The sequence below is a fragment of the Acinetobacter dispersus genome, assembly GCF_009884975.1.
Lineage (GTDB): Bacteria > Pseudomonadota > Gammaproteobacteria > Pseudomonadales > Moraxellaceae > Acinetobacter > Acinetobacter dispersus.
The window spans coordinates 3,420,655-3,444,586 of sequence record NZ_CP041970.1 but is presented as its reverse complement, the minus strand read 5'-3'; the positions used below and the strand labels follow the sequence as shown (position 1 = coordinate 3,444,586).

The window sequence follows — 23,932 nt, the reverse complement described above, 5'->3', positions numbered from 1 at the left end:
ACAAGAATATGGAGCTCTCGGCTCTGCAGAGTGTGCTTGTTGCATATAGTCCTCCATATGCACAAATCTTTTTGTTGTAACGAGCATTTCAATTATTCTTAATAAGTTTTGATTCTACGTATTATTTTCACTTTACCTCGACAGGTATCTCATTCTTAAGTCAGTAAAATCAAATCGTTATATTAATGAAATGAACGTTATTTTCGTGATTGTTTTCATGTTTAATACCAATTTCTATCTAAAATGCACTTAAATCCACCTTTAAGAGATAAAAGGTAGGTAACAGCAGACAAATGATAAATAAGTCACATTCATTAATTATTATTGTTAAAGATGTTAAATAATACATATGGATAAGTATAAAAAAAGCAAACATTCAGAATGTTTGCTTTTTAAAGTGTTCATAAAGGTGTTAAAGAGTTAGCGACCGTCCCAGTTGGTTGTTGCGGATGGAGTACAGCTAGAACCTTTGATCCAACATTTTTGCCCTAAATAATTCAATACAATACTTCCATCACCTACTTGTGAAGTACTTATTTTAGGTGTAGCAGTTAATGTCCAAGTAGATGCTGTTGTTGTCAGTGTTAAATCATATAAGGGAGTTCCTGATTTAGGCGTCACTGTACTCCCATATACGCCAAAAGAACCTGTTAAAGCAGCACTAGTATAAGTCCCGCGAGTAACTTTAAACTGACTGAGCGTATGGGCAATCATCATCATTTCAGATTGTGCATCTGTCCGCTTTGTTCTTTTTACATATTCTTGATATGACGGATAAGCAATTACAGCAAGAATCGCCACAATCGCTACAACAATCATTAATTCAATCAATGTGAATCCGTTTTTATAATTCACTACCAGTCCTCACTTCCTGCACCACACTCCACCTTGGCAGGTGGAGTACTTGAACCAGGGTTAATATTAATATTTGTTGGCGTAATTGTTTTACATCTCATACCAGAACTAGTAAGGACAAATGAAAAATTTTTTATATCACTGCTTATTGCAGTAATTACCCAACTTTGCCCTTCAGAACTAGATGCTGTTAATAACGGATTGGCATTACTACCGTCCAAAATAGTAATTATATAGGTCGGATTAGCACTCTCTAAAGGCAGAGAAAGCGTTTGAGTTGAGGAATCAAAACTATCTACTCTTGGAGATGATGGTGTTGGATATAAATACCTTGCATTAAATCCTTTATAAGTAAAATTTTTAGACTTATGTCTTTCCAATTGCTCAGCGATTTTTTGAATTTCTTGCTGTGCCTGTGCTGCTATTGCTCGACGTGTAAAATGCTGATAGCTGGGAATTGCAATTGCTGCAAAAATTGCCACAATTACAACTACAACCATCAACTCAATCAAAGTGAATCCTCGATTAACATGTAGATCCATTTTTATCATCTTAATTCACCTTGGCATAACGTTCATACCAACGATTTGGAATAAAACGCATCGATCCACCAGCGGTAATAAACTTTTGTCCTGTCTTACACGCAGTTCCAACGCACCCTACACCAACATCCTCAGGGTCTTGAACAACAACAGCTTTGGTCTCTCCTCCGCTAACAGAACCAACATTCAAAGAATTAATACCAGCACCTAAGTTATACATGTAATTTGCATCTTCAGCACAAACACCTGTCGGCAAGCAAATGCGTTGAGTAAAGCTATGCCCTTTTACTCCTGCCCCACAACTCGATGATGTACCATTATTTGATGCATCATACATCGTGACATATAAATTACCCTCCATCGCTATAAGAGGTGCCAATCCTTTAATAATACTTGGACCAGCATCTACTCGGTTCAAACCAGTTGAACTGAATTTTTTCTCAAAACGATAATACCATCCTCCCCAGCCTGATTCAGAGTTTGCATCTGCACCTTTCACCAGAGTAGTAGCAGTATCATTACGAACAACCTCATTATTACTTATGTATTTTAACTGACTTGTCGAAGCTGTTCCTGCATCTGTTGCAGCCAATGTTCTCGCTGCAACATGTGAGGTTGGGTAAAAAGTCCCATCTGGATGAATTTCATAATCGTAGATTGCATACACAGCATCAAACTGTAAACCTAATGGATCTGTTTTACCTGTTGTCGTTGGAGAATCGCTCGTTGCTAGTAATGGAGAACTTTTATTTCCTGATATAAAGCTAACAACAACTACATTCGCCCCTTCTTTTTTACCAGCGCTATGATGGGCAGTAAACACTGGTGGCAAATAGAACCTAGGACTCGTTCCATCTGTCTGGTGTACGTTTAAAATTTTTGTACCTTGAGTATTAAATTTCTCTTTACTGCGAGCAAAATCTATACGGAATGCTTGCCCAGCTAAGTCACCAAAATAAATGTGATCGACCATACCATCATTATTACGGTCTACAGTTTTAATTTCACTGGCCACGCTGTATTTTAAATCATTGTTAACTAAATGAGGAATGGCTTCAGTTGTTGATGTCCCTGTTCCAGAAGTAGGTTCGGTATCAGGCTCCGCATTTGCATCGGCATACCACAATAAATCTCCTTTATCAGCATCGAACATATATACACCAGCACCACGCTTATTATCTTGATTGTAATTATAATGTTCATAACCAGCATAACCAGTCCGGATACCATTAGCCCACGTACCATCACCACCTGTTCCACCAGCATCATATCCTCCGCCAACGAACATCACCAATTTACGTTTACCCTTCCAGTTAACATAATCCAGTTTAGGTTTAGACCAGCTTTGTCCCATATTGGTAATCGGTGAGAAAATTTTTCCTTCTGGATGATCTGGCGAATAAACTTTACCAGTGCTCGGATCAATATGAAACTTAAGTTTAGGATTCTCAATATCAGTCAGATCTAATGAATAATAGCTTCGGCCTCCCATACGCATACCACCATATATCCATTGTTTCCCACTTAAGTTCTCTTTTTCTTCTTTGGTGGAGCCAATCACATTACGCACAGTACCTTTAACTGTTAAAGTACCATCGGACTTAGTGACATAAACAGTATGCGCTGTCCATTCACCATCCATTCCATAATACAATGCATTCTTTCCACCTGCTAAACTTCCAGCATTTGCCTTAAATGTTTCAGACTGTTTTTCAATCATTTCTTTTGGAACAAAGCTAAATTTCTCAACTCCACTAGAAGCATCTACGACACTTAATAAACCTTGAGTAGTACCGAACATCACATAATCTTTACGTCCTACTGTACTAATCTGCACCTTATTGGTCGTTGCATTTGTCTCCGCAATTGCTTTACCTTCTTGAGTTAAAAGGATAGGAAGTGAGTGGTAGACACTCCACATTTGGCGTAAATTTGCAGTTGCTGTTGTTAAGTCCAAACTATTTGTTTCTGTGTCAGAGCTAATATTATATCCCAACAGTGCCATTAACCCTCTTACACGAGAAGCAACATCCGTTTTCGTTGTATCATTAGTCGTATAATTATAATCAATACGATTTAAATCAAAATTCCGACTAACTCTACTAGCCTCATCTTTTGTTCCATCAAATGTGTAATCCGTCAGGAGTTTACGTCCTGCTGCAGTGCTTGGTTTTCCTTTATCATCTGTTGTGGTCACAGTACCTAACAGTAATTGGCTTAGTGCACCACCTTTTTTATATATAGGAGTATTTTCTGGGTAAGTTATACCTGATTTCGCCCAAATATCAGCCAAATCTTGCAACTGGCTCTTTAAGACAACTGTATTAGCTGCTCCACCACTTGCACTTGCATAAACACCATTATTTACAACATAATATTTCTTTAGGTTCCCAAACCAAAGTTGCTGTTGATCAGCAGGATTCACTTTAGGTTCAAATTGAGGGAAATAGGCATAAGATTGAATGATACTTGGATTTAAAGCATCCATAGGAATTGTTGATGAACCCGTACTCATACTTGGTACATCTTTATTCAATTTATTAATAAAATCATTGATACTTTTAGAAACATCCTCAGGACTTGATCCTGCGATCCAACCACCATCACCAACAATCCCCCAGTCTTTCGCATCCTTAATGTCATCTGACTCTGTAGCTCCCCCACCAAAGCTACTACCAAAGCCAACAACAGCTGTCTGAATTTTCAGCGCTGTTGGATTCTGATTTGGGTCAAGTAGTGCTTGAGCAAATTTACCAACACAAGCCCAACCATTTGCAGGAGCATCATATCCAGTTCTTTTGCCTAAAGGACTTGCTGAGCAACTAAATAAACTTGATTTTGAACCTAGAGCAGTACTCATCAAACTATATGCTGTTCCACTCTTCCCATCTGAACCAGTAACAATTCCTCCTGGCTGAGGTTGCCCATCCGTTAAGAAATAAATACCTTGCCCACTACACTCTTTTTTAGCTGAATTATTTTTCTGAGATGTAATAGAAGCTGGACTTTCATACACTCCATCTTTTTGTGTATTTGATGACGATAGAGTAAAACCAGAATAATTATAGGGACTAGGACCACTGTAGTAATACCCAGTATAAGAATTTCCATCACTTGTAACAAAGGTGGATTTATTAGTCGCTTTTGTATACCCTGATGGCGGTGTAAAAGTACTACCTGTATTATTCCAATAACTCCAACTTGTACAGTTAGTTCCACTCCAGACCGTACAGTTTGCATAGTATCTTGTACTATTACTTACTCTATTATCATCCATACCAAAATAGACTTGTAGATTATTTGGCATCGTCGTGACAGTTGTTGTCCCCATTAAATAAGCAGCAGCTTCTGCATATGCATAGGGCGTAGGCGTACCGCCATTGGCATCTAGGTTTTTTAAACTATTTAGTAATAATTCACGTTGTAATACATTTTGTGTTTCCCATTCTGTATACGTTTCTATACGCGGCACTTGTTCAGTACCTATTTGAACTTGTATAGGTCTTGTTCCCATAACAGCTGGAACAGCTGGGATCGCATCATAGAACTCCCGACAATTATAATATCCACTAATTGAACACGAGGTAGATAATTTACTACTATCAAAGTTGGGGTTCTTAGGTACTGTTGATGTAAGATTTGACCACGACGTACACACTTTCGTTGTAGCATTCCACGAGCATGTACTATAACGATAATTTGTACCAGAAGAAGAAGTGGTTACTCGACGCCAATAAAGGCGGTTATACGCAGGCACTGCTGGAGTGATAACATATTCTTCCTGTCGAGTCTCATAAATTGGCACAGTGTCATAAACGGTTCTTGTTTTTGTTACCAGCACCTGTTTTGTTACTCCAGATTCAGCATTTAAAGCCCTTGCTGGTATACGAATATATCCATTATTTCCTGCAAATGTAGAAAGGCCAAGAATAATTTTATCATCGATACGAGGAACTGTTGGCGTCCCTTCCAACACTTGACGCAACCCATCTTTTAAACGAGTTAAACGATCATAACAACGATAAGAATTATCAGATTGTTTTTCACAGCCAGCTACCCATTTTCGATTTGCATCTGTTGCTGAGGGGGACCAATAGCCAGTAACTTTTTGATTTGTGGTATTGGCAGGTACAGCACAATAATAACGAGAATAATATGAAGTTGAGGACGAATCTTCTTTAACGTTAGTCCGTGAACCAACACAAACATTATAATCTTCCTGAATACTCATAGAAGTATTTGAATAGCCAGACCCATACCCCATACTCCCTGATAAATCTAACATCATCATAAGAGTTGTTGCCCCAACACTATCCTCTGGAACTTTATAAATTTCTAAGTCCGCGGCATAAGTTGGTATACTTGCACATATCAACGATGTAATTACAGCAGTAACCATTCCTACTTTTGTTTGATTCAGCCAATTGTTATGTTGCACCTCTAAACGTGCATCATTTTGGTAAACTTTTTTAGTTTCTAGTTTTTTCATGATTTATTTTCCTTTTTAGGATGCACGTACAGTCTTGATGGTGTATTCCATTTCTTGCGTACTATATGGAACATTTTTCTTTGACAAACAATCTGTAACCGTATCATTTGAAGCGCCATCATCAACAAAACTTGTATAATCTGTTAAGCAGGTATTGATATCTGAGCGTGAACTATCACTCAAATTTGGTAAAAGAGAAGTAGCAGTAATGGTGACCTTTTGAATACCTGTACTTTTTGAGCTTTCTTTATCATCGCCTTCCATCATATGTTCCCAATCACGGTCATTCGCAGCTGCCCGCACTGTTACTTGTGTCATTACAGCATTACGGCTACTCAAAAAATCTGTTATGCGACTCATTTGACAGAAACCATTTTTCCCCATTTCTGTATTTTTAATCGTCGTTCCATCCCAATAAACTACACTTGCCAAACGACTACCTTCAAAGTTATCCGTGGTCCCTCCACGAATACAAAATACGAGCTCTTTCCCTTTATTTTCAGGTCTTAAGGTATAATTCAACATACCATCACCAATACGCATTTGAGCAAAAGAAAGTTCGTTATCTGTTTTATTTTCCAAAGTAAAAAAAACAGAGTCACTCGTTTGTTTGAGTAAAGCCTGAGCTTGGGCATTCGTCGCAATTTTTAAAGAGTTAATACTGCCTCGTATCGCCCACGTCCCAGCTAAAGTAACAAGAACGAGCATAATTAATACGACAATAAGGACCGAGCCAGACTGTGATTTTTTTCTTTTTTGCATTCTCATACTAGCTTCCTTACTGAATACCAAAGCCATTACGTATCGCGATGGTTTGTGTAACTACGCTACGCAAATAAAGCTTGTTTTTATCATCAGTCTTTAACTTTTCATCAACATTAAGAACCTTATATTTTTGATCAGTATCAAAAAATTGATTATTTCCGCCAGTATCTGTTGAACGTACAAGTAAACCTATTTGCAGTGAAACAATTTGAGGCTTTTCACCGGTTAAAGCTCGATAATTTTCAATATTCATATAACTAAAACAATCTAATCGAGTATCAGGAACAATATTAGCTATACTACTTGCTGCTGTTTCTGTAACCGCATCACATGTCGAATTTGCCCCATCAAATGCAACACCTAATCTCACACTAAAGTGATCAGCCCGAGGAATAATAATTTCACCATTTCCAGCCAGATTTAATGTCGTATTCGTTTTTGCACTTGCCGCTGTATAGCGAGCTGCCTTACAGGCCAAGGCAAGAGGCTGATTTGGATCACTTCGATTACTATCAGCTCTTAAAAAATAGCGTTCCACCACATAGTCACCGGAGGCTAAACCTCGGCCTTCACAATCGTATTGATTTGCAGTGCTGACATGATATTGAATAACCAACTGATCACTTTGCTGGTCTTTCAAATTTGAAGGTCCAACTGAACCACGAGTTAACAACTCTGAATTTATGGTAAAAGTAGGTAAATTTGCAGAGATATTATTTGCGGAAAGTACAACACCACCATATAAAACCTTATCGTTAACATAAGGTTGAGATGAATTATAATTTGCTAAACGGATGTCATTAATCATGGTTCCCAAACCAAATAATGTCGAGTTTTGCAAATTCATCATTGCTTGTTGAGTTGTAATACTGCGCTGGCTTGTCAAAAATAACTGAATTGCCACTGCACTCACTAATAACCCTAAAGCAAGCGCAATCATCAATTCAATTAAAGTAAACCCCGAATGGCGCTGGGCAAAATACGCTTTCGCTTGCAAAGTACCATCCTCATAAGTAGAGATAAATTTATTCTCTAAATTACATTTAGTTGATCGACGCTTCATTCTAGAATGCCTCCATAACTAAACACTTGGTATCGACTTGATAAACACCTGTTGTTGTATCAACACATTGACTAATATTGCTCGCTGTAATATTTGTCTTACCCCAAGCAACATAAATGCAGCTCAAAGAACTTCCTACACAATCTGCAATAACAATCGTCTGTCCTTGAGCATTTATTTTCTTAAGAATTTCAACCGCATCATGTTGTGCCATAACAGTTGGATTACATTTAGGTACATCTATTTTTTTAGTAGTTGGACTAGCATCCCGACTTTCTGTACCAATGCAAGTTAGCTTATCGTCATCTGCTACTTTTATATTTATTGCCGTTTTATAGGCAGCTAAAGCCGTTCTATTTACACGTATTCGTTCAGCTAAATCTCGTGCTGTATTCATTGCAACAGATTGCTCTGTAGCCTCTTGTGCTGCATCTAAAGCTCTTAGTTGTAAAGCCGTGAACCCCAATACACCTAATGCCAAAATGACAAGTGCAACCAATACCTCAATAAGGCCAACACCTCGCTGAGAAATTTTACTCATGTGCAAGCCCCCGAAGTAATACTGTCAACAGTACCCACTTTTGAAATTAAAATAATTCTGCTCTGTTTTAACACTGAGTCACACAACGTAAATTCAAGTGGCACAATCTCATCTATGGTTGGAGGATTTGTTGGAGGATTTGTTGTTAAATCTGTCGGATTACTCGCAATATAATTAGGATTAGGAATAGGTCTTGTATTTAAAGAACTCGTTAAACCATTTGCTCCGAATTTTAAAATGATATCTCCATGACCCACATAATCACTTGTAAGATTCAAATTTCCAACCTTCGCAGACTGATAATAGGTCGTTGCAGTATTCGACGGACATTCTTCATTTCCGCCGACTATAGGGCATTTCTTGATTGTTATTTCTTTTTGTAATCCAATTGCCTTACCTCTCACCTCACCAAAAAGTAAGGCATATTCTTTCGCTGTTGTATCTAGCTTCTTTCTCGCAATTAAATTACCAAATGAAGGCACCGCCATCATCGCAATTACAGCCATCACCGTAATCGTCACCATCAACTCAATTAAGGTGAATCCCCGAGTTTTCCCCATTTCCCCAGCACCCAATTATTAAAATTCACCACTCTATATTAAATTTTATTTTTACAGAACCAATACAAAGCTGATAAGCACCAAAAAAAAACGGATGGAGTGTTCTTCATCCGTTTCTAGTTCACATTTTTCTAATAAAATTAGGCTTGTATCACCTGTATACGCAACTCTTTTGGTAGACTAAAAGTGATATTTTCCTCTCGACCCTTTAACTCTTTAGGTGGTGTTGCACCCCAATCTTGTAAACGCTGAATCACTTGTTTAATGAGAATTTCAGGTGCTGATGCACCCGCAGTGACACCAATTTTACTCTCAGCTTTAAACCAATCTTTTTCGAGCTGATCTGCATTATCGACAAGGTAGGCCGACTTACCCATGCGCTCAGCTAATTCACGTAAACGATTTGAATTTGATGAATTTGGTGAACCCACCACCAAAACCACATCACACTGCTCAGCTAAGTCACGCACCGCATCTTGGCGGTTTTGTGTTGCGTAGCAAATATCATCTTTACGTGGCCCTTGGATCATTGGGAATTTGGCTCTCAAAGCATCAATTACTTTGGCCGTATCATCAATTGAAAGCGTGGTTTGTGTGACAAAAGCAACCTTATCAGGATGGTTCACCATCAATGCGTCGACATCCTCTTCGTCTTCAACTAGATAAATTGCGCCACCTTTAGTTTTATCATACTGCCCCATGGTGCCTTCAACTTCTGGGTGACCTTCATGTCCAATCAGAATGGCTTCGGTCCCTTCACGGGCATACTTGGTCACTTCAATATGCACTTTAGTCACCAACGGACAAGTTGCATCAAATACTTTTAAACCACGACGATCTGCTTCTTGCTGTACCGCTTTAGATACACCATGCGCACTAAAAATCACAATAGAATCATCAGGAACCTGATCCAGTTCATCCACAAAAACAGCACCACGCTGGCGTAAGTCATCGACCACAAATTTGTTATGTACCACTTCATGACGGACATAAATAGGTGGGTTAAAACATTCCAGTGCCCGATTGACGATTGCTATAGCACGGTCAACACCAGCACAAAAGCCTCGTGGATTGGCCAACACGATTTCCATAACATCCTCTCTCATCAACTGAATTTTTACACCAAACTATTTCGTTTAATGGCACGCTACACTACAATAGCCAAGATATTTTATCATATTCAGGAAAAATATCATGTCGGGTCTCTTGTTTGTCGTTTCTGCAGCCTCAGGAACAGGCAAAACATCTTTGGTCAAAGCCCTACTCGATCGAGTCAGCAACCTCCACGTTTCTGTCTCACATACTACACGTGGTCAACGTCCTGGTGAACTTGATGGTGTTCACTATCATTTTACCAATAAAGAAACCTTTTTAGCACAAGTTGAAGAAGGTGGTTTCATTGAGTACGCAGAAGTATTCGGAAACTATTACGGTACCTCACAAGCCAAAGTAAAAGAACAACTGCAGCAAGGTCATGACGTTTTACTTGAAATTGACTGGCAAGGTGCTGAACAGGTACGTCGACTATTTCCTGAATCAAAACAAATTTTTATCCTTCCACCAACACAATATGATTTAAGACAGCGCCTTTCAAATCGAGGTACGGATTCTGTTGATGTGATTGAACATCGCCTAGGATGTGCCGTTGAAGATATGCGTCATTTTGCCAGTTTTGACTACGTTATTATTAATGATGATTTCAATAAAGCGGTACATGATTTAGAAGCGATCATCACTGCAAACCGTTTGGTCACCTTGCAACAAAGCAATCGTCATCAACAATTAATTGAAAACTTAATTACCCTTAATCGCGAATAACTTGAGTCTTGTATAAAAGCCTTTTATAATACTCAGTCTTTCAAATGTAATGTTCAAACGAGACAACTTATGGCACGTGTAACCGTTGAAGATTGTTTAGACCACGTAGATAACCGCTTTGAGTTAGTACTGGTAGCGAGTAAACGTGCACGTCAATTAGCACGTCAAGGTATGGAACCAACTGTAGAATGGGATAATGATAAACCAACAGTTGTTGCATTACGCGAAATTGCGGTTGGTCATGTGACTAAAGAAATTTTAAAACAGCGCGATCAAGACTACCAAACATCAAATCTTGATATGGTACTGTCTACAAATTCATTAAACTTAGAAGGTTTCACTTTCTAAATCGAATTTGTTCTGTGTAAAAGCCCATTGTGAAGACTCTGGGCTTTTTTCTTTCTTGCAAAATTCGGTGCATATTGATAAAAGCAATATCCTTCATTGAAAAAATTTACGAGTTTTTATAATGAACAAATTGACAAGTTTAGCAATATGCTTTTCATTAGAGGCTAGGGACAAGGTTTATGTTTCACGCCTAGTTTTGCGGAGCCTTCATCGCTCCCGATGTATTCTCGATAACGCAATGCAAGGTTGAAATATCAACTAGCCCGATCATTACTGAATTCATGTTATAAAAGGTGTTATATGCCAGGCGAAGAGGTCAGCCAAGCCAAGCAACAGCTCAAAGCAATTATTGAAGCCTATCTCCAAGATAGTGACGTTCAACGTGTGCTTGCTGCCTGCGATTTTGCTGATTTAGCGCATAGCGGTATTACGCGTAAAAGTGGTGAGCCCTATGTCCTACACCCGATTGCAGTGAGTTGCATTTTGGCGCACATGCGTCTTGATGCCGATACACTTATGGCTGCCTTATTGCATGATGTGATTGAAGATACTGAATTTACCAAAGATGAAATTGGACAAAAATACGGTTTAGTTGTTGCGGAACTCGTGGATGGTGTCACCAAACTGAGCCATTCCAGTGATAAAGAATATAACAAAGCCGCATCGTTCCGAAAAATTTTACAAGCGACTCTACAAGACCCGCGTGTCATTATTATTAAACTGGCTGATCGTTATCATAATATGACCACCTTGGGTGCTCTTCGTCCTGACAAACGAGCGCGTATTGCGCAGGAAACACTCGATGTTTTCGTCCCAATGGCGCGTCTTGTTGGTATGAATGAGATGGCAGATAACCTTGAACATCTGTGCTATCAAAATCTTGATTTAGATATGTTTAATGATGTGCAAACTGCATTATTAGAAACCAAGCCTAGACGTTGTGAATATCAGGCAATTTGGGAACAAAAACTCTCTGACTTATTAAAAACCCATGAGCTAAAAGGCCGAATTAAAAAGAAAAATAACAATATCGAATTACTCCGCCATTTCGTAAAAAATGAAATTGATCTCAATGAACTCAGTCATAGTCATGCTTTTGAAATCATTTTACAAAGCATCGCCGATTGTGACCGTTTAGTTGAAGCACTCAAAGACAATTTCCAAGTTTTACAATATCGAGATCATATTCGCCGCCCTCTACCAGGCGGCAACCAATCGCTCATGATTAAGCTGAAAGGCGAAAAAACAACACTGTCTCTAACCATTCAGACTGAGCTAATGCGTAAAGCAGCTCGTTTTGGTGTTGTACTTGGGGAAAATGCACCCCAAGCCTGCCGTTCAGCGATTCAAGCCTCGATGCAAAACTTGAATACATTGATTGATAGTGGTTGTGCTAAAACCACATTTAGCGATTTGCTCGATTATTTACACCAAGAAAAAATCTGGGTGTATACGCCACATGGTCAACTGCATGAATTACCGCAGGGAGCAACCGTGGTTGATTTTGCTTATTCTGCCAGCCTATTTTTAGGCAACCATGCCGTGGGTGCAAAAGTTGATGGTGAAATTCGTCCATTGTCGACACCGCTACACAGCGGACAAGTGGTGGAAATTATTACCGATGTGCTTGCTACCCCAAATCCAGATTGGCTCAGCTTCATCAATACACAAAAAGCACGCCGCGCACTACAAAATATACTCCGTGAGCAAGATATTGAAGAACAACGCTTAGTTGGGCAGCAGGCATTAAATCGTGCCTTAAAACTGTTCCAGCGTTCCATCAATGATCTTTCACCGACTGATTGGATTAACGTCCTCGAGTGGCGACACTTAAGCAGTAAGGATACGTTGTTCGAGCAAATTGCTGTAGGAGATCTATTACCACAGCTGGTCGCAAATCATCTATTTGCTCAGGACTACCATTCACAACATCAAGAAGTATCTGATCGTTTGATTATTGGTACAGAAGGCGTTGATGTAAAATATGCGCATTGCTGTAATCCTGTACTGGGTGATCCAATTCAGGGCCATCTGTCACGACGAGGCTTGATCGTACATCGTTCCCGTTGTCGCAACTTATTACATGAACAACATCTACATCCTGAAAATATCATGCCTCTACATTGGCAATCTGAAGAAATTGACGATGTTCGCTTCAGTGCTTATCTGTGTATTCATATGGCTATGAATGATGAACAAATTTCTGATTTGATCTATCAATGTCGAAAAGCAAAGACTGGCGTAGAAATGGTTCACTCTCAAGACCAAAAAACCTATGTCAATATTGTGGTGAGTAACCGTAATCAAATCGCACAGATCATTCGCGACTTAAGAATGCATTTTGGTTTTCCTCGTATTGAGCGCTTAAACATGCCAATCGTCCAGCCTGAGGTTGCAAAATTAGCGACAGCTAACTAAATCTCACTGTAGATATTCAGTGAATCAGCTACAGCATTTAGAGATATAAAAATCCTAACAATCAATCTATGCAACAGCGACTACGCAGTATTCAGCACTTTCGCGCCTACACTTTTGTGTTAAAGTCACATGGTTTAAGATAGAAAAACCACTTAGGAGAGCTAAATGTCACGCCAAGTTATTCATACTGAACACGCCCCTGCTGCTATCGGAACATATTCTCAAGCAATTCTTGTTGGCAATACACTCTATCTTTCAGGCCAGATTGGTTTAGATCCGTATAGTATGGAACTTGTAGAAGGCATTGAAGCTCAAATCCGCCGCGTATTTGATAACCTGAAAGCAGTTTGTACTGCTGCAGGCGGTAGTTTGGCTGACATTGCAAAACTCAATATCTTCCTTACAGATCTGTCTCACTTTCAGTTAGTGAATCAGATCATGGGCGAATACTTTGCTCAACCTTATCCTGCACGTGCTGCGCTGGGTGTTGCAAGCTTGCCTAAAAATGCGCTAGTTGAGATGGATGGGATTGTCATCATTCCATAAATTTTAAATATAATTCAAAAACTTAACCTCAAATATATTTCTAGACTATAAACCACCCTTGCGCAGAAATCCGAGCAGCACTCGGATTTCCGCTCATGTGGTATTTTTTTATTCAAATTCTCAATAAGAATATACGCATTGTTAGAATGAAATTCATTGACAAACGATAATAATTATCAATAATATCAATTATCGCATTTATATTTGTGGCTCACTCCCATGTATGTTTGTTTATGTCGTGGAATTACAGATCAGGATATCAAAGACGCCGTTGCAAATGGCGCTGAAAGCTATCGTGAAATCCGTGACCTACTCGACCTAGGTACATGTTGTGGTCGTTGTGCTCCTGAAGCTCGTACAATTATCAGTGATGAACTGGCTGAAATCGCTGCACGCATCTCTATAGCTGCTTAATTTATTTTTTAAATAATTTCACACAATTTCAACTCGTTTTTTACGACTCCACCGCTTTTTGTAGAACTTTAAAAGTTCCTCATTAAAGCGGTTTTTTTATAAAAATCATAACAATATTAGGATGTTTTTGATTGTGATTTTCATTTGCCGTTCTATAAACTACTCGCCAGATGATTTTTTGTTGACTAAAATAATAAAAATTGCCTGAGTCAGGTTCTGTTGAGATTTTTCAGATGCTTGCAACAAAGGCTATTCTTTAGATGCCACTTGGCATCACTTAGTGTTTTTGGAGTAAGCGCAATGAAAGGCAATCGTGAAGTTATTAACCAGCTTAATCAGGTGCTTTACCACCATTTAACGGCTATCAATCAATATTTTCTACACTCGCGTATGTTTAATGATTGGGGAATCGAACAACTCGGTTCGGCCGAATATAAAGAATCTATTCGCCAGATGAAACATGCAGACAAAATCATCGAACGTATTTTGTTTTTAGAAGGTTTACCAAACTTACAGCATCTAGGTAAGTTGTATATCGGTCAACATACCGAAGAAGTGCTTAACTGCGATATTCGCAAAGTGAAAGAGAATATTGAGGCAATCAAGCAAACGGTTGAACTTGCCGAAGCAGAACAAGATTATGTAACCCGTGACTTAGTTCAAGAGATCCTAGAGAAAGAAGAAGAGTATTGGGACTGGCTCGATACCCAGCTTGATCTGGTTGAAAATGTAGGCATTGAAAACTATATTCAAAGCCAGATTTAAAAAACATTCCAAATAAAAAACCAAAGCATTGCTTTGGTTTTTTATTCGAAAAGGTCAAGTTCAAGATTTTTTTGCTTGCGCCTTTTTATTTAATTCAATGATCTCTGCCAAACTCACCTTCTGCTTATACAACTGTCTCAAGACGACCAACTGTTGCTCAGCTTCAGTCAATTTCTGGTTATAAACCAATAACTGCGCATACTTCTTCAAGTTATAAGGTGTTGCTTTATTCTTGACCATTTCCCCAAGCAGCCTTAAATCAGTATCAGACATCTCTACCTGTGGTTTTAAAGCAATCCAATCCAGACGCTGCTGAAACTGTGTAAGCAGTAAAATTTTTGAACTTCCAAAAATTTCAGCTGTGGGCTGTTTATTTTTAAAGAGCAAACGGCTATTGTCCTGAAACAGCTTGTAATCACGCCAAATCAGTAATACCACGATAAGTGAAAGTATCCCAATACAGCGAATGACATTCTTATTTACCGTCACGCCTTTTAATTTTGGTGTCTGCGCCTGAATCAATCCCAACAAGAAACCCATTGGAAGCAAGAAATAGGCGTAACGTTGCGGGAATTCCAACATGGCATGAGTGAGAATTGCAACCACCATTAGAATTGCAATAATTGAGGTAGTGTCTTTGGCATTTTTATTTAGCCAGAAGAGCCATAAACTTATATACCCAATAATAAGAAGTCCAAGTGGTACACCATTCCAGACCAGAATATCGAGTAGAACATTATGTGCACTGTTAAACCAAACTTGCACGGTATTAAAATCAATACTTTCAAAAACAGCAATACTGGTTTGGTTCCAACCATAGCCAACCCAGGGTCTCTCAGCAATTGCATGTAATATCTGCACCCACATCCCAAGACGCTCATGCCCTGACCCAGCACGTTGCACAATGGAAGCGGTCTGAGTTACACCCGTATCAATACTTGAACTTAAGAACTGCACCATAACAGGCAATATGTAACCCGCAATGACAAAGTACAGTCCTACCCAGAGCAGTAATCTTGGGAAATTAAATCGAGGTGAGTTTTTGTATTGTTTATAAATCCAGTAAAAGAACAGGAAAATACAGACCACCCAAGATGTTCTCGACTGAGTCAGCGTAATTGCAAATAGCGTGACTAAACTTGTAGGAATTAACAACCACAAGGTAAGCCTTCTTTTCTCATATAAATATAAGCCTCCCATTAAGCCCATAATTAAGAAGGTTGCAAGATTGTTCGGCTGACCAAAATTGGCATATGGCCGGTTTCCTCTCAGTTTCATCACCGCATCAAGGTAAGCTTCAAAATTCAGCCACTGAATAATCGCCATGATCGCACTGATGAACGAAATACTAAGCAATAAATAACTCACACCCAGCATGATTCTTTCGCGTTGCTCAGCTTGTAAGCTTAAGTTGTATCCTGCAATAATCATTAACCAGAATATAAAAAGATAAGAGAAGCTGAGGAATGCCGTACTGAAATCAGTGATCAAACCCAAAGCCCACTGACATAGCGGAATTAAGACAATACCTAACATCAGAATTTGAGGTCTGGGGATTTTTACGCTTTTATTAAAGAGCAGGCCACCGCCAGCCAAAGCTGCGCCAAAGCTCGCCAATTCACTAGAAAAAGTCACCCAGGGATAGGTATGAAATGGAGAGAGCCAAGCAAAGCTAATTAGCACGCTGGCAAGAAAAAAGCATAAAAATTGCATACTTTGTACATGATAAAAAGGCCTAGTGAATTATATCGCTAAGCCTTCGTATACAAACTAAATATAAGATAAAAACTACAATTTACTTCCAAGGGCGTAGGTCTACAATTTTAACCACTTCACCTTTTTCTTTGTTAATGAGAACCGTCATATCAACAGCATTGGCTTTTAAGGGGACAAAGGCTGTCGCTTGTGGGTATTGAGACAAAGTATTTTGCACCAAAGCTATATCGTTGAATTGATTTAATAAATCTAAGTTTTGTGCACGTTGTTGAATTTGACTTTTTACTTTATCCAACGATACATATCGTTCTGGTTTTTGGGCAATCGAAATTCCTCCTAGAACTTCAGCAAACATCTCATCACCGCGAATATTTTTATCTTTGGCAAATTCAACACCGACAAATTGAGGTTTTAGCCATGAAGGCTGTTGATATTGAGGACTTACTTGAGCTATATGTTCTCTGAGAATCTCGTTATTACGCACCAGTTCAAAGCGATCTACATTATAAGCCAGCCATGCTGGACGCCCCTGAGCAATGCTATAAACACCATAACCTAATGCAATAATCTGAATCAGGATAATAACGCTAATATCCATTTTTAAACTCTTTTTTCCTTCTTTATAGACCAACAGCCCTAATAATGGTCCAATAATCACATCAATCGTCAGCATCATGAAAAAGATATGCGTCACTCCAACAGCTTTTGCCAATGGAGATGGATACCAAATAAAAAACACAACCCCGACCACGATTAAAGCAATGAAAAAAGAAATTGCTAAATGGCTTAGAAAAAATTTAAGACGTGCGGACACAAAAATTCATCCATAAAACTTTGTATTGGAATTATATATGAGGTTACCATCTTGTTGTATTTAAATATAATACTTAACAAAAATTGTCATTTAATCACAATATTAACAGATAAATTTCTCCAAAAAGCAACCAACCACTTGTTTTAAATAGAAATTAATTAGTGGCATACTCTTTGCTTTAAAATTAAAATTAAAATTACTAGTAGATATTTCCATGCAAAAGGGATTTACATTAATTGAACTCATGATCGTTATTGCTATCATTGGTATTCTTGCAGCAATAGCTATCCCAAAATATCAAGATTATATTGCACGTTCGCAAGTCAGTGAAGCTTTAACTCTTTCAAGCAGTTATAAAACAGCTGTAAGCACGCTTTATAGTGAAAAAGGAATATGTCCTACTTTAGCAGACATGGGATTATCCTCGAATACAGATGCAAGAGGAAAATATGTTGACTCTCTTTCTATTACGAATCAACCAGGTAAAATTTGCTCATTCTCATTTCAATTTAAAAATACAGGCATTACCTCATTCCTACAAAATAAGCATCTTAGTTTTAGTATGACAAGCTATTCCTCAAGTATAGGTTCCTCCGAATGGGAATGTACATCTTCAGATATAGCTCAAAAATACTTGCCAACGGCCTGTACTGGTATATAAAATATAGTTTAATCAGATTTTTGAAGATGCTTAGATCCACCATTCTCCCAAAAAAAAGGAGCTGCCCTCCCTTCTATATTTTCACACCCGACACAAGATAAATCTCCCAAAAAATAATTCATGACAATATAAAAGAAGAGTAACATGTAAAGAAGGAGTAAAGCTTTAGATAATGTATTATTTATATTAAATTCCCTTTTTATATAGGAGAAGGCTAACGCCAAAAATAATATACAGCTTACTTGAGATGCGGGATAAATAAAATTCCCTGAAAAGTTTGAATCAATAATTATTGCTATGACTCCCATTTTTATAATAGGATCAATTTTTGACTTAAAAAGTATATATAACTGATATAGGAAAAATAAAACTAAAATTATTCCTACCCCCCCCATTCAAAAATTAATCTTAACCATATATTGTGAGCATGACTACCATATTGATATTGAATATCTGCTAAAAAACCGCCATTCAATCCTAAAAATGGAGTAATTTTCCATTTTTCAAACATAAACATCCACATTTCATAACGAAAAGAGGTTGATAGTCTATAGACATTAGAATTCAAATCATTCGCATGTATATAGTTCCTAATTATATAAATTAATTTATATAAAAATAGTGCGGAACCTAAAGCAAAAAAACTCTTATGCACCAAATAACGATTTTCTTTATCAACAAACCATAAAATAGATAAAGGAAAAATAATGCTTATTAAAGCAGATCTAGCTCCATTAAAAAGTAAAGCCAAAAAAATCAAGAATATAATATAGAAGTATATTTTACTCACTATGAAAAACTTTTTCTTAAAAAGAAAAAGTGACAACCAAAAAACAGTTACTATATAGCTATCAAAAATTCGTATGCTACCAGAATAAAACTGCCAGCTATACCATTTACCCTCATACAAAAAATTAAAAATTGATAAAAAAATAAAGAATATAGGTAAAACTGAAATTAAGACAAATATTAAAAGTGGATATAAGTTTTTTCTTTTCTCAAAATCAACTTCCAATAAAGCTAAAAATATAAAAAAAGACACCATCCACAAAAGAATATCTTGTAAAGAAAAAATATTAAAAAAATTTAAATTAAAAACCAAAAAAACAAAAATAACAATAAAAAAAAGCAAAGTACTTTTCGAAAAATTAATATTAGATTTTAATACAAGAAAAATACAAATAAAGGATATTAATATTTCAAATAGACGATATTCATCATAAATATTTTGCAAATAATTTAAATTCACTCCCAGATTAAACATTAATAAATAAGTAGTTATCAAATATAGCATTTTAAATTCTCACAAAAAAGGAGTGCTCTAGGGCACTCCTTTTTTTTTAAGCATTTAAACCAAATTAAGAAGCTTTACATGCTGAAGGTAAATATTTTTGCTCAATTTTAGTACCACCAGTTGATGTACATGTCCAATCAGTTGAACCATTATTAGTTTTTGAAGTAAGTACTAACTCTTTACCTTGAATACCACTACTTACATTTGAAGGTTGGAATTTCGCAGTAATTTGACAAACTGGTGCAGCACCACCAGCTGATGCTGTTTTGGTTGATACAGTAACACTTTCCACATACTTACTTGTAATATCTGTTGCCTTCGCAACACCTTCTGATTCAGCAGCAGCATTAGAAGGACAAGTCGCCTTTTGAGTCATAACTTCAACAGTTGGTACTTTTAAACCTGAAGCAAGGCTTAAACCATCAGTAACCTGTGAACGGGCAATATAGTTCTGATACGCAGGAATCGCAATCGCAGCCAAGATACCAATGATCGCTACAACGATCATCAATTCGATAAGAGTAAAACCCTTTTGCATTGATTTCATAACATTTCTCCAATGGATATTTTTTTATAAGCTTTTTTCAGCTATTTAGTAATTAGCATGTTTTATGCCAGTCCTTAGCTTAGCTAATTTTAACTTAAAAAAACAGAGACTTAAAAGAAATTCACACTGTACAAAAGAAGATCAAATCAGACATTTTCAGAAAAAAAATGACAAATAACGTCATCTTTACTGCTTAATTATTCATTTTTTTAGCTAACGAATTTGACTACTTTCTACTTGTATGTAAATTGAGCGACCCAATTCACAGAAAATTTATTTTTATTTATTGATATTTTTTTTACCATTCATCGGAATGGCGATAGAAAGTATGCAATAAAAAAATTACATACAGATCGTTCTGCACATTAATTGATTTTATAAAAAACAACAAGCAATTTTTGCAAACAGCTGACGGAGCAGACTTAATTTAAAATAATCGGCTCATTGGGTAATTCATTTTGGTCATCAAGCTCAGTTTTCACATAATAGTGATCTAACACTTGCCCAATTTCCGTAACCCCATTATTCACTGCATGTAGATACTGCTTCTGAGCCAATTGCAGCACGATACGCTGACAAATCTCATTCCATGTTTCAGTAGGTGTGGCATTTTTTAAACCGCGATCAATCACAATCTCAACTTTGCGCTCGCATAGATTGAGATAGAGCAGTACACCACTATTCAATTCCGTATCCCAAACACCCAGTTCAGCAAACAATTGCTGCGCACGTAAGCGTGTATTTTGATAATAGGCTTGTGAACAGGGAATATGCCCTTCGATCACCACCTGTATTTCCCCTACATGACCTTTTTCAGCTTGCTGTACTGCTTTGGCAATCTCGGTACGATCCTGTTTACTAAAATAACGATGTGCTGAAGAGACATAGAGAAAGTGTTTAAACCAGCGCTTTAAACTCGGTTGCACATGCTCATCTAGTTTAGGCTGAGTAATAATCTGTGTTGTATCCGTCTTGGTTACCATGAGCCTGATGCTCCTCCCCCGCCAAAGCTACCACCGCCGCCGCTATAACCACCGCCACTGCCGCCGCCAAAACCACCACCACCGCCTCCGCGGCCGCCACCAGACAAGAACATCTGGAAGATCAGCTGTGCGAGTGAAGTAATCAATAAAAAGAATATCCCGACACCCAGCAGCAGACTCATCACTAGGCCAGCACCATTAACTAAGCCTGCAACAGTAGCAGCTACTGCGGCAGTCGAAGCACTTAAACGATTACCGACAATAAATGAGCCGACAACACCTGCAATCAAGATAAACAGTGCCATGGTCAATGTGTTATCTTTGGCTTGTTGTGCCTGCAAGGCTTGCTCATGGCGGTCTTTAAGTTCTTGAGCCGCCTGCTGTGCAATCTCAGGGTCCAAATTCACAATACGGGTAATTTCATCTAAACCAGCTGAAATGCCTTGTGCATACTGCCCCTGTTTAAAATAAGGGGTAATCTGATTACGGATAATCCGACTCAAGACTAAATCTGGAAGCACACCTTCCAAGCCATAGCCCGTCAGGATTTGAATATTGCGATCATTCACCGCAATTGCAATCAACAAACCATTATCACGCTTTGCTGAGCCAAGCTGCCATTTTTCACCTGTTCTCAACGCAAAATCAAAAATCGCTTCTTGACCTGTTGTTGGTACAATAATTACACCAACTTGTGCTTTGCCTTGTTGATACAGACTGAGAATTTTCTGATTGAGCTGTTGTGTTTCAGCATCACTCAAAATTTTGGCTTGATCAATAATCGGTTGGTTTAAGGTTGGCAAACCTCGGATCGACTCACCCTCACCCATGTCATTGGCCACTTGTGGCAATGCAGGGGTTTCAGCATTTGACGTAGCTGGTTCAGTAGTCGTTTTATTCTTTTGCTGTTCTTGAATGATTTTACCCGCAACGATCAAATCACCTTGATCTGTTGCAGTCGCGACTTCAGCCCAAACCGTATGTTGGAACAGCAGTGTTGCAAAAACGATGGTTAAAACAGGCAAGATTCTCTGCTTTAAACTTTGCTTAAACACATTCAACATACGGTAACTCCTCACAGTTCAAAACAATTTCAGATATTAATTAAATGAAACTGTTGGAGCTTGCTGTGCAGACTGTTCCGCTTTAAAGTTTTCTTTGGTTTTCATGCCAATCACTTTCGCAGTCAAGGCTTGAGGGAATTGACGCACATAACCGTTGTAATCTTGAACCGTAGTAATATAACGATTACGCGCAACCGCGATACGGTTTTCAGTACCTTCTAACTGCGCTTGAAGATCACGGAATTGTTCATTGGCTTTTAAGTCAGGATAATTTTCTGAAACAGCGATTAAACGTGATAATGCGCCCGTCAATTGGCTTTGTGCCTGTTGATACTTCTCGAAAAGTGCCGGGTCTTCCAACACTTCTTTATCAACTTTTAAACCAGCCACATTTGAACGTGCCTGAGTAACTTCAACCAAGACTTGCTCTTCGTGTTTCGCATAGCCTTTCACCACATTCACCAAGTTTGGAACAAGGTCTGCACGGCGTTGATACTGGTTTTGAACTTCAGACCAAGAAGCATTGACAGCTTCGTCCTTCACTTGCAGCGTGTTATAACCACAGCCCGTGAACAATAAGCTGCTTGCCAATACAGTTGCCAATGCGGTTTGTTTGATGATTTTCATAAAAACGTACCCTCAGGTTTTTCTTTATATTTTTGCGATAATTCATTGTAATGAGATTTTTTGTCAGCTGTGTAACATTTATTAAAGTTGATATATTTGTATTTAAATAAAAAAGGCATTACTCAATCATCATGAAGTAATGCCGTGCTAAGCAAATTTTATTAAAGTGAGTTAGCTATAGATTTTAGATGCAGTCTCTTCTTGAAAGCTCGCCATCCCATATTCATCTGCCATACGGGCTTTCCAGTAATTCACTAACTGCGTGTAATCATGTTTGGCAGGATGAAAATCGGCTTGATAATAAGATAAATATTCAGGAATTAATTGCAGTAGCATTTTACCCAGTAAATAGCCACCGAATAGGTTGCCTCCGAGTTTCGGGATACTTTTCCATTTATCTTGCCAAATCAAACGTGTGGTTGCATAAAAAGTTAGACTAGCAAAACCTGTGGTTACACTACGCATCAACAAACGACGAATACGATCATCGCCATAAACCGCTTGATACACATCAAATGCCACCGAACGATGTTCAATTTCCTCAATCGCATGCCAGACCCACAATTTCATCGCATCATCATCTAGCGTACTGAGTATTTCTGGATGTTTTAAAATATAGCCGCCTAACATCGCTGTGAAATGTTCAAAAGCACAAGTCAAGGCCAGTTGTAATTTAGGGTGAATATTTCGAAGCGCATCATCTCGCTTTGCTAACCATGCTTGAAAGCGATCTAAGTTATAGTCTTCTCGTCGCCAAGCATCATTAAATTCAGTATGCGCTTTGGAATGCATTGCTTCCTGACCAATAAATGCCGCGATCTGTGCTTGTAGCTGAGGATCTTGTACTTTATCTCTGACGTTGCGTACACTATTTACAAAATACTGCTCACCAATCGGGAAGGTCGAAGAAAGTGCGGTCAACAAATGTGACATCACTGGAGAATTGGCAAAATAATGGCGTTTAATTCTATTTGGATTAAATTGCAATCGACGCACTGTGATCCCGAGTGCTTTCGGACGATTTAAATAAGTTTTTTCCACACTCGCATTTGCAAGAGTCATGTTGATTACCTGCATTCTTTCCTAGACTGAGTTCGAGTAT

The 23,932-nt window shown here is 38.1% G+C and carries 24 protein-coding genes; 7 read left to right on the top strand and 17 right to left on the bottom strand.

Annotation, left to right across the window (positions count from 1 at the left end):
• Window positions 1–420 precede the first annotated feature (420 nt).
• The 8 genes from FPL17_RS15840 to ispH form a co-directional block, all read right to left on the bottom strand.
• Window positions 421–855 (bottom strand): type IV pilin protein, encoded by a 435-nt coding sequence (locus FPL17_RS15840; protein ID WP_159886100.1) that lies wholly within the window; start codon window positions 853–855, stop codon window positions 421–423.
• A complete protein-coding gene (locus tag FPL17_RS15835) occupies window positions 855–1,406 on the bottom strand; it encodes a type IV pilin protein (protein ID WP_159886098.1) in 552 nt (183 codons plus the stop codon). The genes FPL17_RS15840 and FPL17_RS15835 overlap by 1 nt, the downstream gene beginning before the upstream one ends.
• Before the next feature lies 1 nt (window position 1,407).
• A complete protein-coding gene (locus tag FPL17_RS15830) occupies window positions 1,408–5,886 on the bottom strand; it encodes a pilus assembly protein (RefSeq protein ID WP_159886096.1) in 4,479 nt (1,492 codons plus the stop codon).
• 15 nt (window positions 5,887–5,901) lie between these two features.
• Window positions 5,902–6,654 carry a pilus assembly PilX family protein gene (locus FPL17_RS15825; RefSeq protein WP_159886094.1) on the bottom strand — a complete coding sequence of 251 codons (753 nt, stop codon included), beginning with the start codon at window positions 6,652–6,654 and terminating at the stop codon, window positions 5,902–5,904.
• A 10-nt stretch (window positions 6,655–6,664) separates the two neighbouring features.
• The gene (locus FPL17_RS15820) at window positions 6,665–7,591 is read right to left on the bottom strand and encodes a PilW family protein (protein WP_241351949.1); all 927 of its coding nucleotides are present in this window, start codon (window positions 7,589–7,591) and stop codon (window positions 6,665–6,667) included.
• Between the two features lie 124 nt (window positions 7,592–7,715).
• Window positions 7,716–8,255 (bottom strand): type IV pilus modification protein PilV, encoded by a 540-nt coding sequence (pilV, locus tag FPL17_RS15815; RefSeq protein WP_159886090.1) that lies wholly within the window; start codon window positions 8,253–8,255, stop codon window positions 7,716–7,718.
• Window positions 8,252–8,815 carry a pilus assembly FimT family protein gene (locus FPL17_RS15810; protein WP_005209212.1) on the bottom strand — a complete coding sequence of 188 codons (564 nt, stop codon included), beginning with the start codon at window positions 8,813–8,815 and terminating at the stop codon, window positions 8,252–8,254. The genes pilV and FPL17_RS15810 overlap by 4 nt, the downstream gene beginning before the upstream one ends.
• Before the next feature lie 140 nt (window positions 8,816–8,955).
• Complete coding sequence (gene ispH / locus FPL17_RS15805; protein ID WP_159886088.1) at window positions 8,956–9,906, bottom strand: 4-hydroxy-3-methylbut-2-enyl diphosphate reductase; 951 nt, start codon at window positions 9,904–9,906, stop codon at window positions 8,956–8,958.
• Window positions 9,907–10,009: 103 nt separating this feature from the next.
• Here ispH and gmk point away from each other — a divergent pair, with 103 nt between their 5' ends.
• The 6 genes from gmk (at window position 10,010) to bfr (ending at window position 15,124) form a co-directional block, all read left to right on the top strand.
• Window positions 10,010–10,633, top strand: a complete 624-nt coding sequence (gene gmk / locus FPL17_RS15800; RefSeq protein WP_005185484.1) for a guanylate kinase — start codon at window positions 10,010–10,012, stop codon at window positions 10,631–10,633.
• Window positions 10,634–10,702: 69 nt separating this feature from the next.
• Window positions 10,703–10,981 carry a DNA-directed RNA polymerase subunit omega gene (gene rpoZ, locus FPL17_RS15795; RefSeq protein WP_004657467.1) on the top strand — a complete coding sequence of 93 codons (279 nt, stop codon included), beginning with the start codon at window positions 10,703–10,705 and terminating at the stop codon, window positions 10,979–10,981.
• Between the two features lie 300 nt (window positions 10,982–11,281).
• Window positions 11,282–13,399 carry a RelA/SpoT family protein gene (locus FPL17_RS15790; protein ID WP_159886086.1) on the top strand — a complete coding sequence of 706 codons (2,118 nt, stop codon included), beginning with the start codon at window positions 11,282–11,284 and terminating at the stop codon, window positions 13,397–13,399.
• 165 nt (window positions 13,400–13,564) lie between these two features.
• The gene (locus FPL17_RS15785) at window positions 13,565–13,945 is read left to right on the top strand and encodes a RidA family protein (RefSeq protein ID WP_005147310.1); all 381 of its coding nucleotides are present in this window, start codon (window positions 13,565–13,567) and stop codon (window positions 13,943–13,945) included.
• 219 nt (window positions 13,946–14,164) lie between these two features.
• Complete coding sequence (locus tag FPL17_RS15780) at window positions 14,165–14,359, top strand: bacterioferritin-associated ferredoxin (RefSeq protein WP_005185488.1); 195 nt, start codon at window positions 14,165–14,167, stop codon at window positions 14,357–14,359.
• Window positions 14,360–14,659: 300 nt separating this feature from the next.
• Window positions 14,660–15,124 (top strand): heteropolymeric bacterioferritin subunit Bfr, encoded by a 465-nt coding sequence (gene bfr / locus FPL17_RS15775; RefSeq protein WP_005185491.1) that lies wholly within the window; start codon window positions 14,660–14,662, stop codon window positions 15,122–15,124.
• 60 nt (window positions 15,125–15,184) lie between these two features.
• Here bfr and FPL17_RS15770 read toward each other — a convergent pair whose 3' ends face one another.
• Together FPL17_RS15770 and tfpZ are read right to left on the bottom strand one after the other, a co-directional pair.
• Window positions 15,185–16,837 (bottom strand): PglL family O-oligosaccharyltransferase, encoded by a 1,653-nt coding sequence (locus FPL17_RS15770; protein WP_159886084.1) that lies wholly within the window; start codon window positions 16,835–16,837, stop codon window positions 15,185–15,187.
• Window positions 16,838–16,919: 82 nt separating this feature from the next.
• The gene (tfpZ, locus tag FPL17_RS15765) at window positions 16,920–17,654 is read right to left on the bottom strand and encodes a TfpX/TfpZ family type IV pilin accessory protein (RefSeq protein WP_159886082.1); all 735 of its coding nucleotides are present in this window, start codon (window positions 17,652–17,654) and stop codon (window positions 16,920–16,922) included.
• A 214-nt stretch (window positions 17,655–17,868) separates the two neighbouring features.
• On the opposite strand from tfpZ, the gene FPL17_RS15760 reads away from it, so the two are divergent.
• Entirely contained in the window at window positions 17,869–18,315 is a 447-nt protein-coding gene (locus FPL17_RS15760) for a pilin (RefSeq protein WP_005209220.1), read from the top strand.
• Between the two features lie 8 nt (window positions 18,316–18,323).
• Here the strand turns inward: FPL17_RS15760 and FPL17_RS19030 are convergent, their stop codons facing one another.
• The 7 genes from FPL17_RS19030 to FPL17_RS15730 form a co-directional block, all read right to left on the bottom strand.
• Window positions 18,324–18,710, bottom strand: a complete 387-nt coding sequence (locus tag FPL17_RS19030; RefSeq protein WP_228277577.1) for a hypothetical protein — start codon at window positions 18,708–18,710, stop codon at window positions 18,324–18,326.
• Window positions 18,698–19,609, bottom strand: a complete 912-nt coding sequence (locus FPL17_RS15755; RefSeq protein ID WP_228277576.1) for an O-antigen ligase domain-containing protein — start codon at window positions 19,607–19,609, stop codon at window positions 18,698–18,700. The genes FPL17_RS19030 and FPL17_RS15755 overlap by 13 nt, the downstream gene beginning before the upstream one ends.
• 64 nt (window positions 19,610–19,673) lie before the next feature.
• Entirely contained in the window at window positions 19,674–20,147 is a 474-nt protein-coding gene (locus FPL17_RS15750; protein ID WP_415835877.1) for a pilin, read from the bottom strand.
• A gap of 431 nt (window positions 20,148–20,578) precedes the next feature.
• Complete coding sequence (locus tag FPL17_RS15745; RefSeq protein ID WP_159886080.1) at window positions 20,579–21,139, bottom strand: TPM domain-containing protein; 561 nt, start codon at window positions 21,137–21,139, stop codon at window positions 20,579–20,581.
• Window positions 21,133–22,203: a TPM domain-containing protein gene (locus tag FPL17_RS15740; RefSeq protein ID WP_159886078.1), complete on the bottom strand. Its 1,071-nt coding sequence runs from the start codon at window positions 22,201–22,203 to the stop codon at window positions 21,133–21,135. The genes FPL17_RS15745 and FPL17_RS15740 overlap by 7 nt, the downstream gene beginning before the upstream one ends.
• 36 nt (window positions 22,204–22,239) lie before the next feature.
• Complete coding sequence (locus tag FPL17_RS15735) at window positions 22,240–22,830, bottom strand: LemA family protein (protein WP_005147322.1); 591 nt, start codon at window positions 22,828–22,830, stop codon at window positions 22,240–22,242.
• Window positions 22,831–23,001: 171 nt separating this feature from the next.
• Entirely contained in the window at window positions 23,002–23,892 is an 891-nt protein-coding gene (locus FPL17_RS15730; protein ID WP_005209232.1) for a metal-dependent hydrolase, read from the bottom strand.
• Window positions 23,893–23,932: the final 40 nt, after the last annotated feature.

Excerpts from the sequence above, each read along its gene's own strand:
- FPL17_RS15835 (WP_159886098.1), bottom strand. The coding sequence starts at position 1,406 with ATGATAAAAATGGATCTACATGTTAATCGAGGATTCACTTTGATTGAG.
- FPL17_RS15830 (WP_159886096.1), bottom strand. The coding sequence starts at position 5,886 with ATGAAAAAACTAGAAACTAAAAAAGTTTACCAAAATGATGCACGTTTA.
- FPL17_RS15825 (WP_159886094.1), bottom strand. The coding sequence starts at position 6,654 with ATGAGAATGCAAAAAAGAAAAAAATCACAGTCTGGCTCGGTCCTTATT.
- FPL17_RS15820 (WP_241351949.1), bottom strand. The coding sequence starts at position 7,591 with ATGATTGCGCTTGCTTTAGGGTTATTAGTGAGTGCAGTGGCAATTCAG.
- pilV (WP_159886090.1), bottom strand. The coding sequence starts at position 8,255 with ATGAGTAAAATTTCTCAGCGAGGTGTTGGCCTTATTGAGGTATTGGTT.
- FPL17_RS15810 (WP_005209212.1), bottom strand. The coding sequence starts at position 8,815 with ATGGGGAAAACTCGGGGATTCACCTTAATTGAGTTGATGGTGACGATT.
- ispH (WP_159886088.1), bottom strand. The coding sequence starts at position 9,906 with ATGGAAATCGTGTTGGCCAATCCACGAGGCTTTTGTGCTGGTGTTGAC.
- gmk (WP_005185484.1), top strand. The coding sequence starts at position 10,010 with ATGTCGGGTCTCTTGTTTGTCGTTTCTGCAGCCTCAGGAACAGGCAAA.
- rpoZ (WP_004657467.1), top strand. The coding sequence starts at position 10,703 with ATGGCACGTGTAACCGTTGAAGATTGTTTAGACCACGTAGATAACCGC.
- FPL17_RS15790 (WP_159886086.1), top strand. The coding sequence starts at position 11,282 with ATGCCAGGCGAAGAGGTCAGCCAAGCCAAGCAACAGCTCAAAGCAATT.
- FPL17_RS15785 (WP_005147310.1), top strand. The coding sequence starts at position 13,565 with ATGTCACGCCAAGTTATTCATACTGAACACGCCCCTGCTGCTATCGGA.
- FPL17_RS15780 (WP_005185488.1), top strand. The coding sequence starts at position 14,165 with ATGTATGTTTGTTTATGTCGTGGAATTACAGATCAGGATATCAAAGAC.
- bfr (WP_005185491.1), top strand. The coding sequence starts at position 14,660 with ATGAAAGGCAATCGTGAAGTTATTAACCAGCTTAATCAGGTGCTTTAC.
- FPL17_RS15770 (WP_159886084.1), bottom strand. The coding sequence starts at position 16,837 with ATGCAATTTTTATGCTTTTTTCTTGCCAGCGTGCTAATTAGCTTTGCT.
- FPL17_RS15760 (WP_005209220.1), top strand. The coding sequence starts at position 17,869 with ATGCAAAAGGGATTTACATTAATTGAACTCATGATCGTTATTGCTATC.
- FPL17_RS19030 (WP_228277577.1), bottom strand. The coding sequence starts at position 18,710 with ATGGGGGGGGTAGGAATAATTTTAGTTTTATTTTTCCTATATCAGTTA.
- FPL17_RS15755 (WP_228277576.1), bottom strand. The coding sequence starts at position 19,609 with ATGCTATATTTGATAACTACTTATTTATTAATGTTTAATCTGGGAGTG.
- FPL17_RS15750 (WP_415835877.1), bottom strand. The coding sequence starts at position 20,147 with ATGCAAAAGGGTTTTACTCTTATCGAATTGATGATCGTTGTAGCGATC.
- FPL17_RS15745 (WP_159886080.1), bottom strand. The coding sequence starts at position 21,139 with ATGGTAACCAAGACGGATACAACACAGATTATTACTCAGCCTAAACTA.
- FPL17_RS15740 (WP_159886078.1), bottom strand. The coding sequence starts at position 22,203 with ATGTTGAATGTGTTTAAGCAAAGTTTAAAGCAGAGAATCTTGCCTGTT.
- FPL17_RS15735 (WP_005147322.1), bottom strand. The coding sequence starts at position 22,830 with ATGAAAATCATCAAACAAACCGCATTGGCAACTGTATTGGCAAGCAGC.
- FPL17_RS15730 (WP_005209232.1), bottom strand. The coding sequence starts at position 23,892 with ATGACTCTTGCAAATGCGAGTGTGGAAAAAACTTATTTAAATCGTCCG.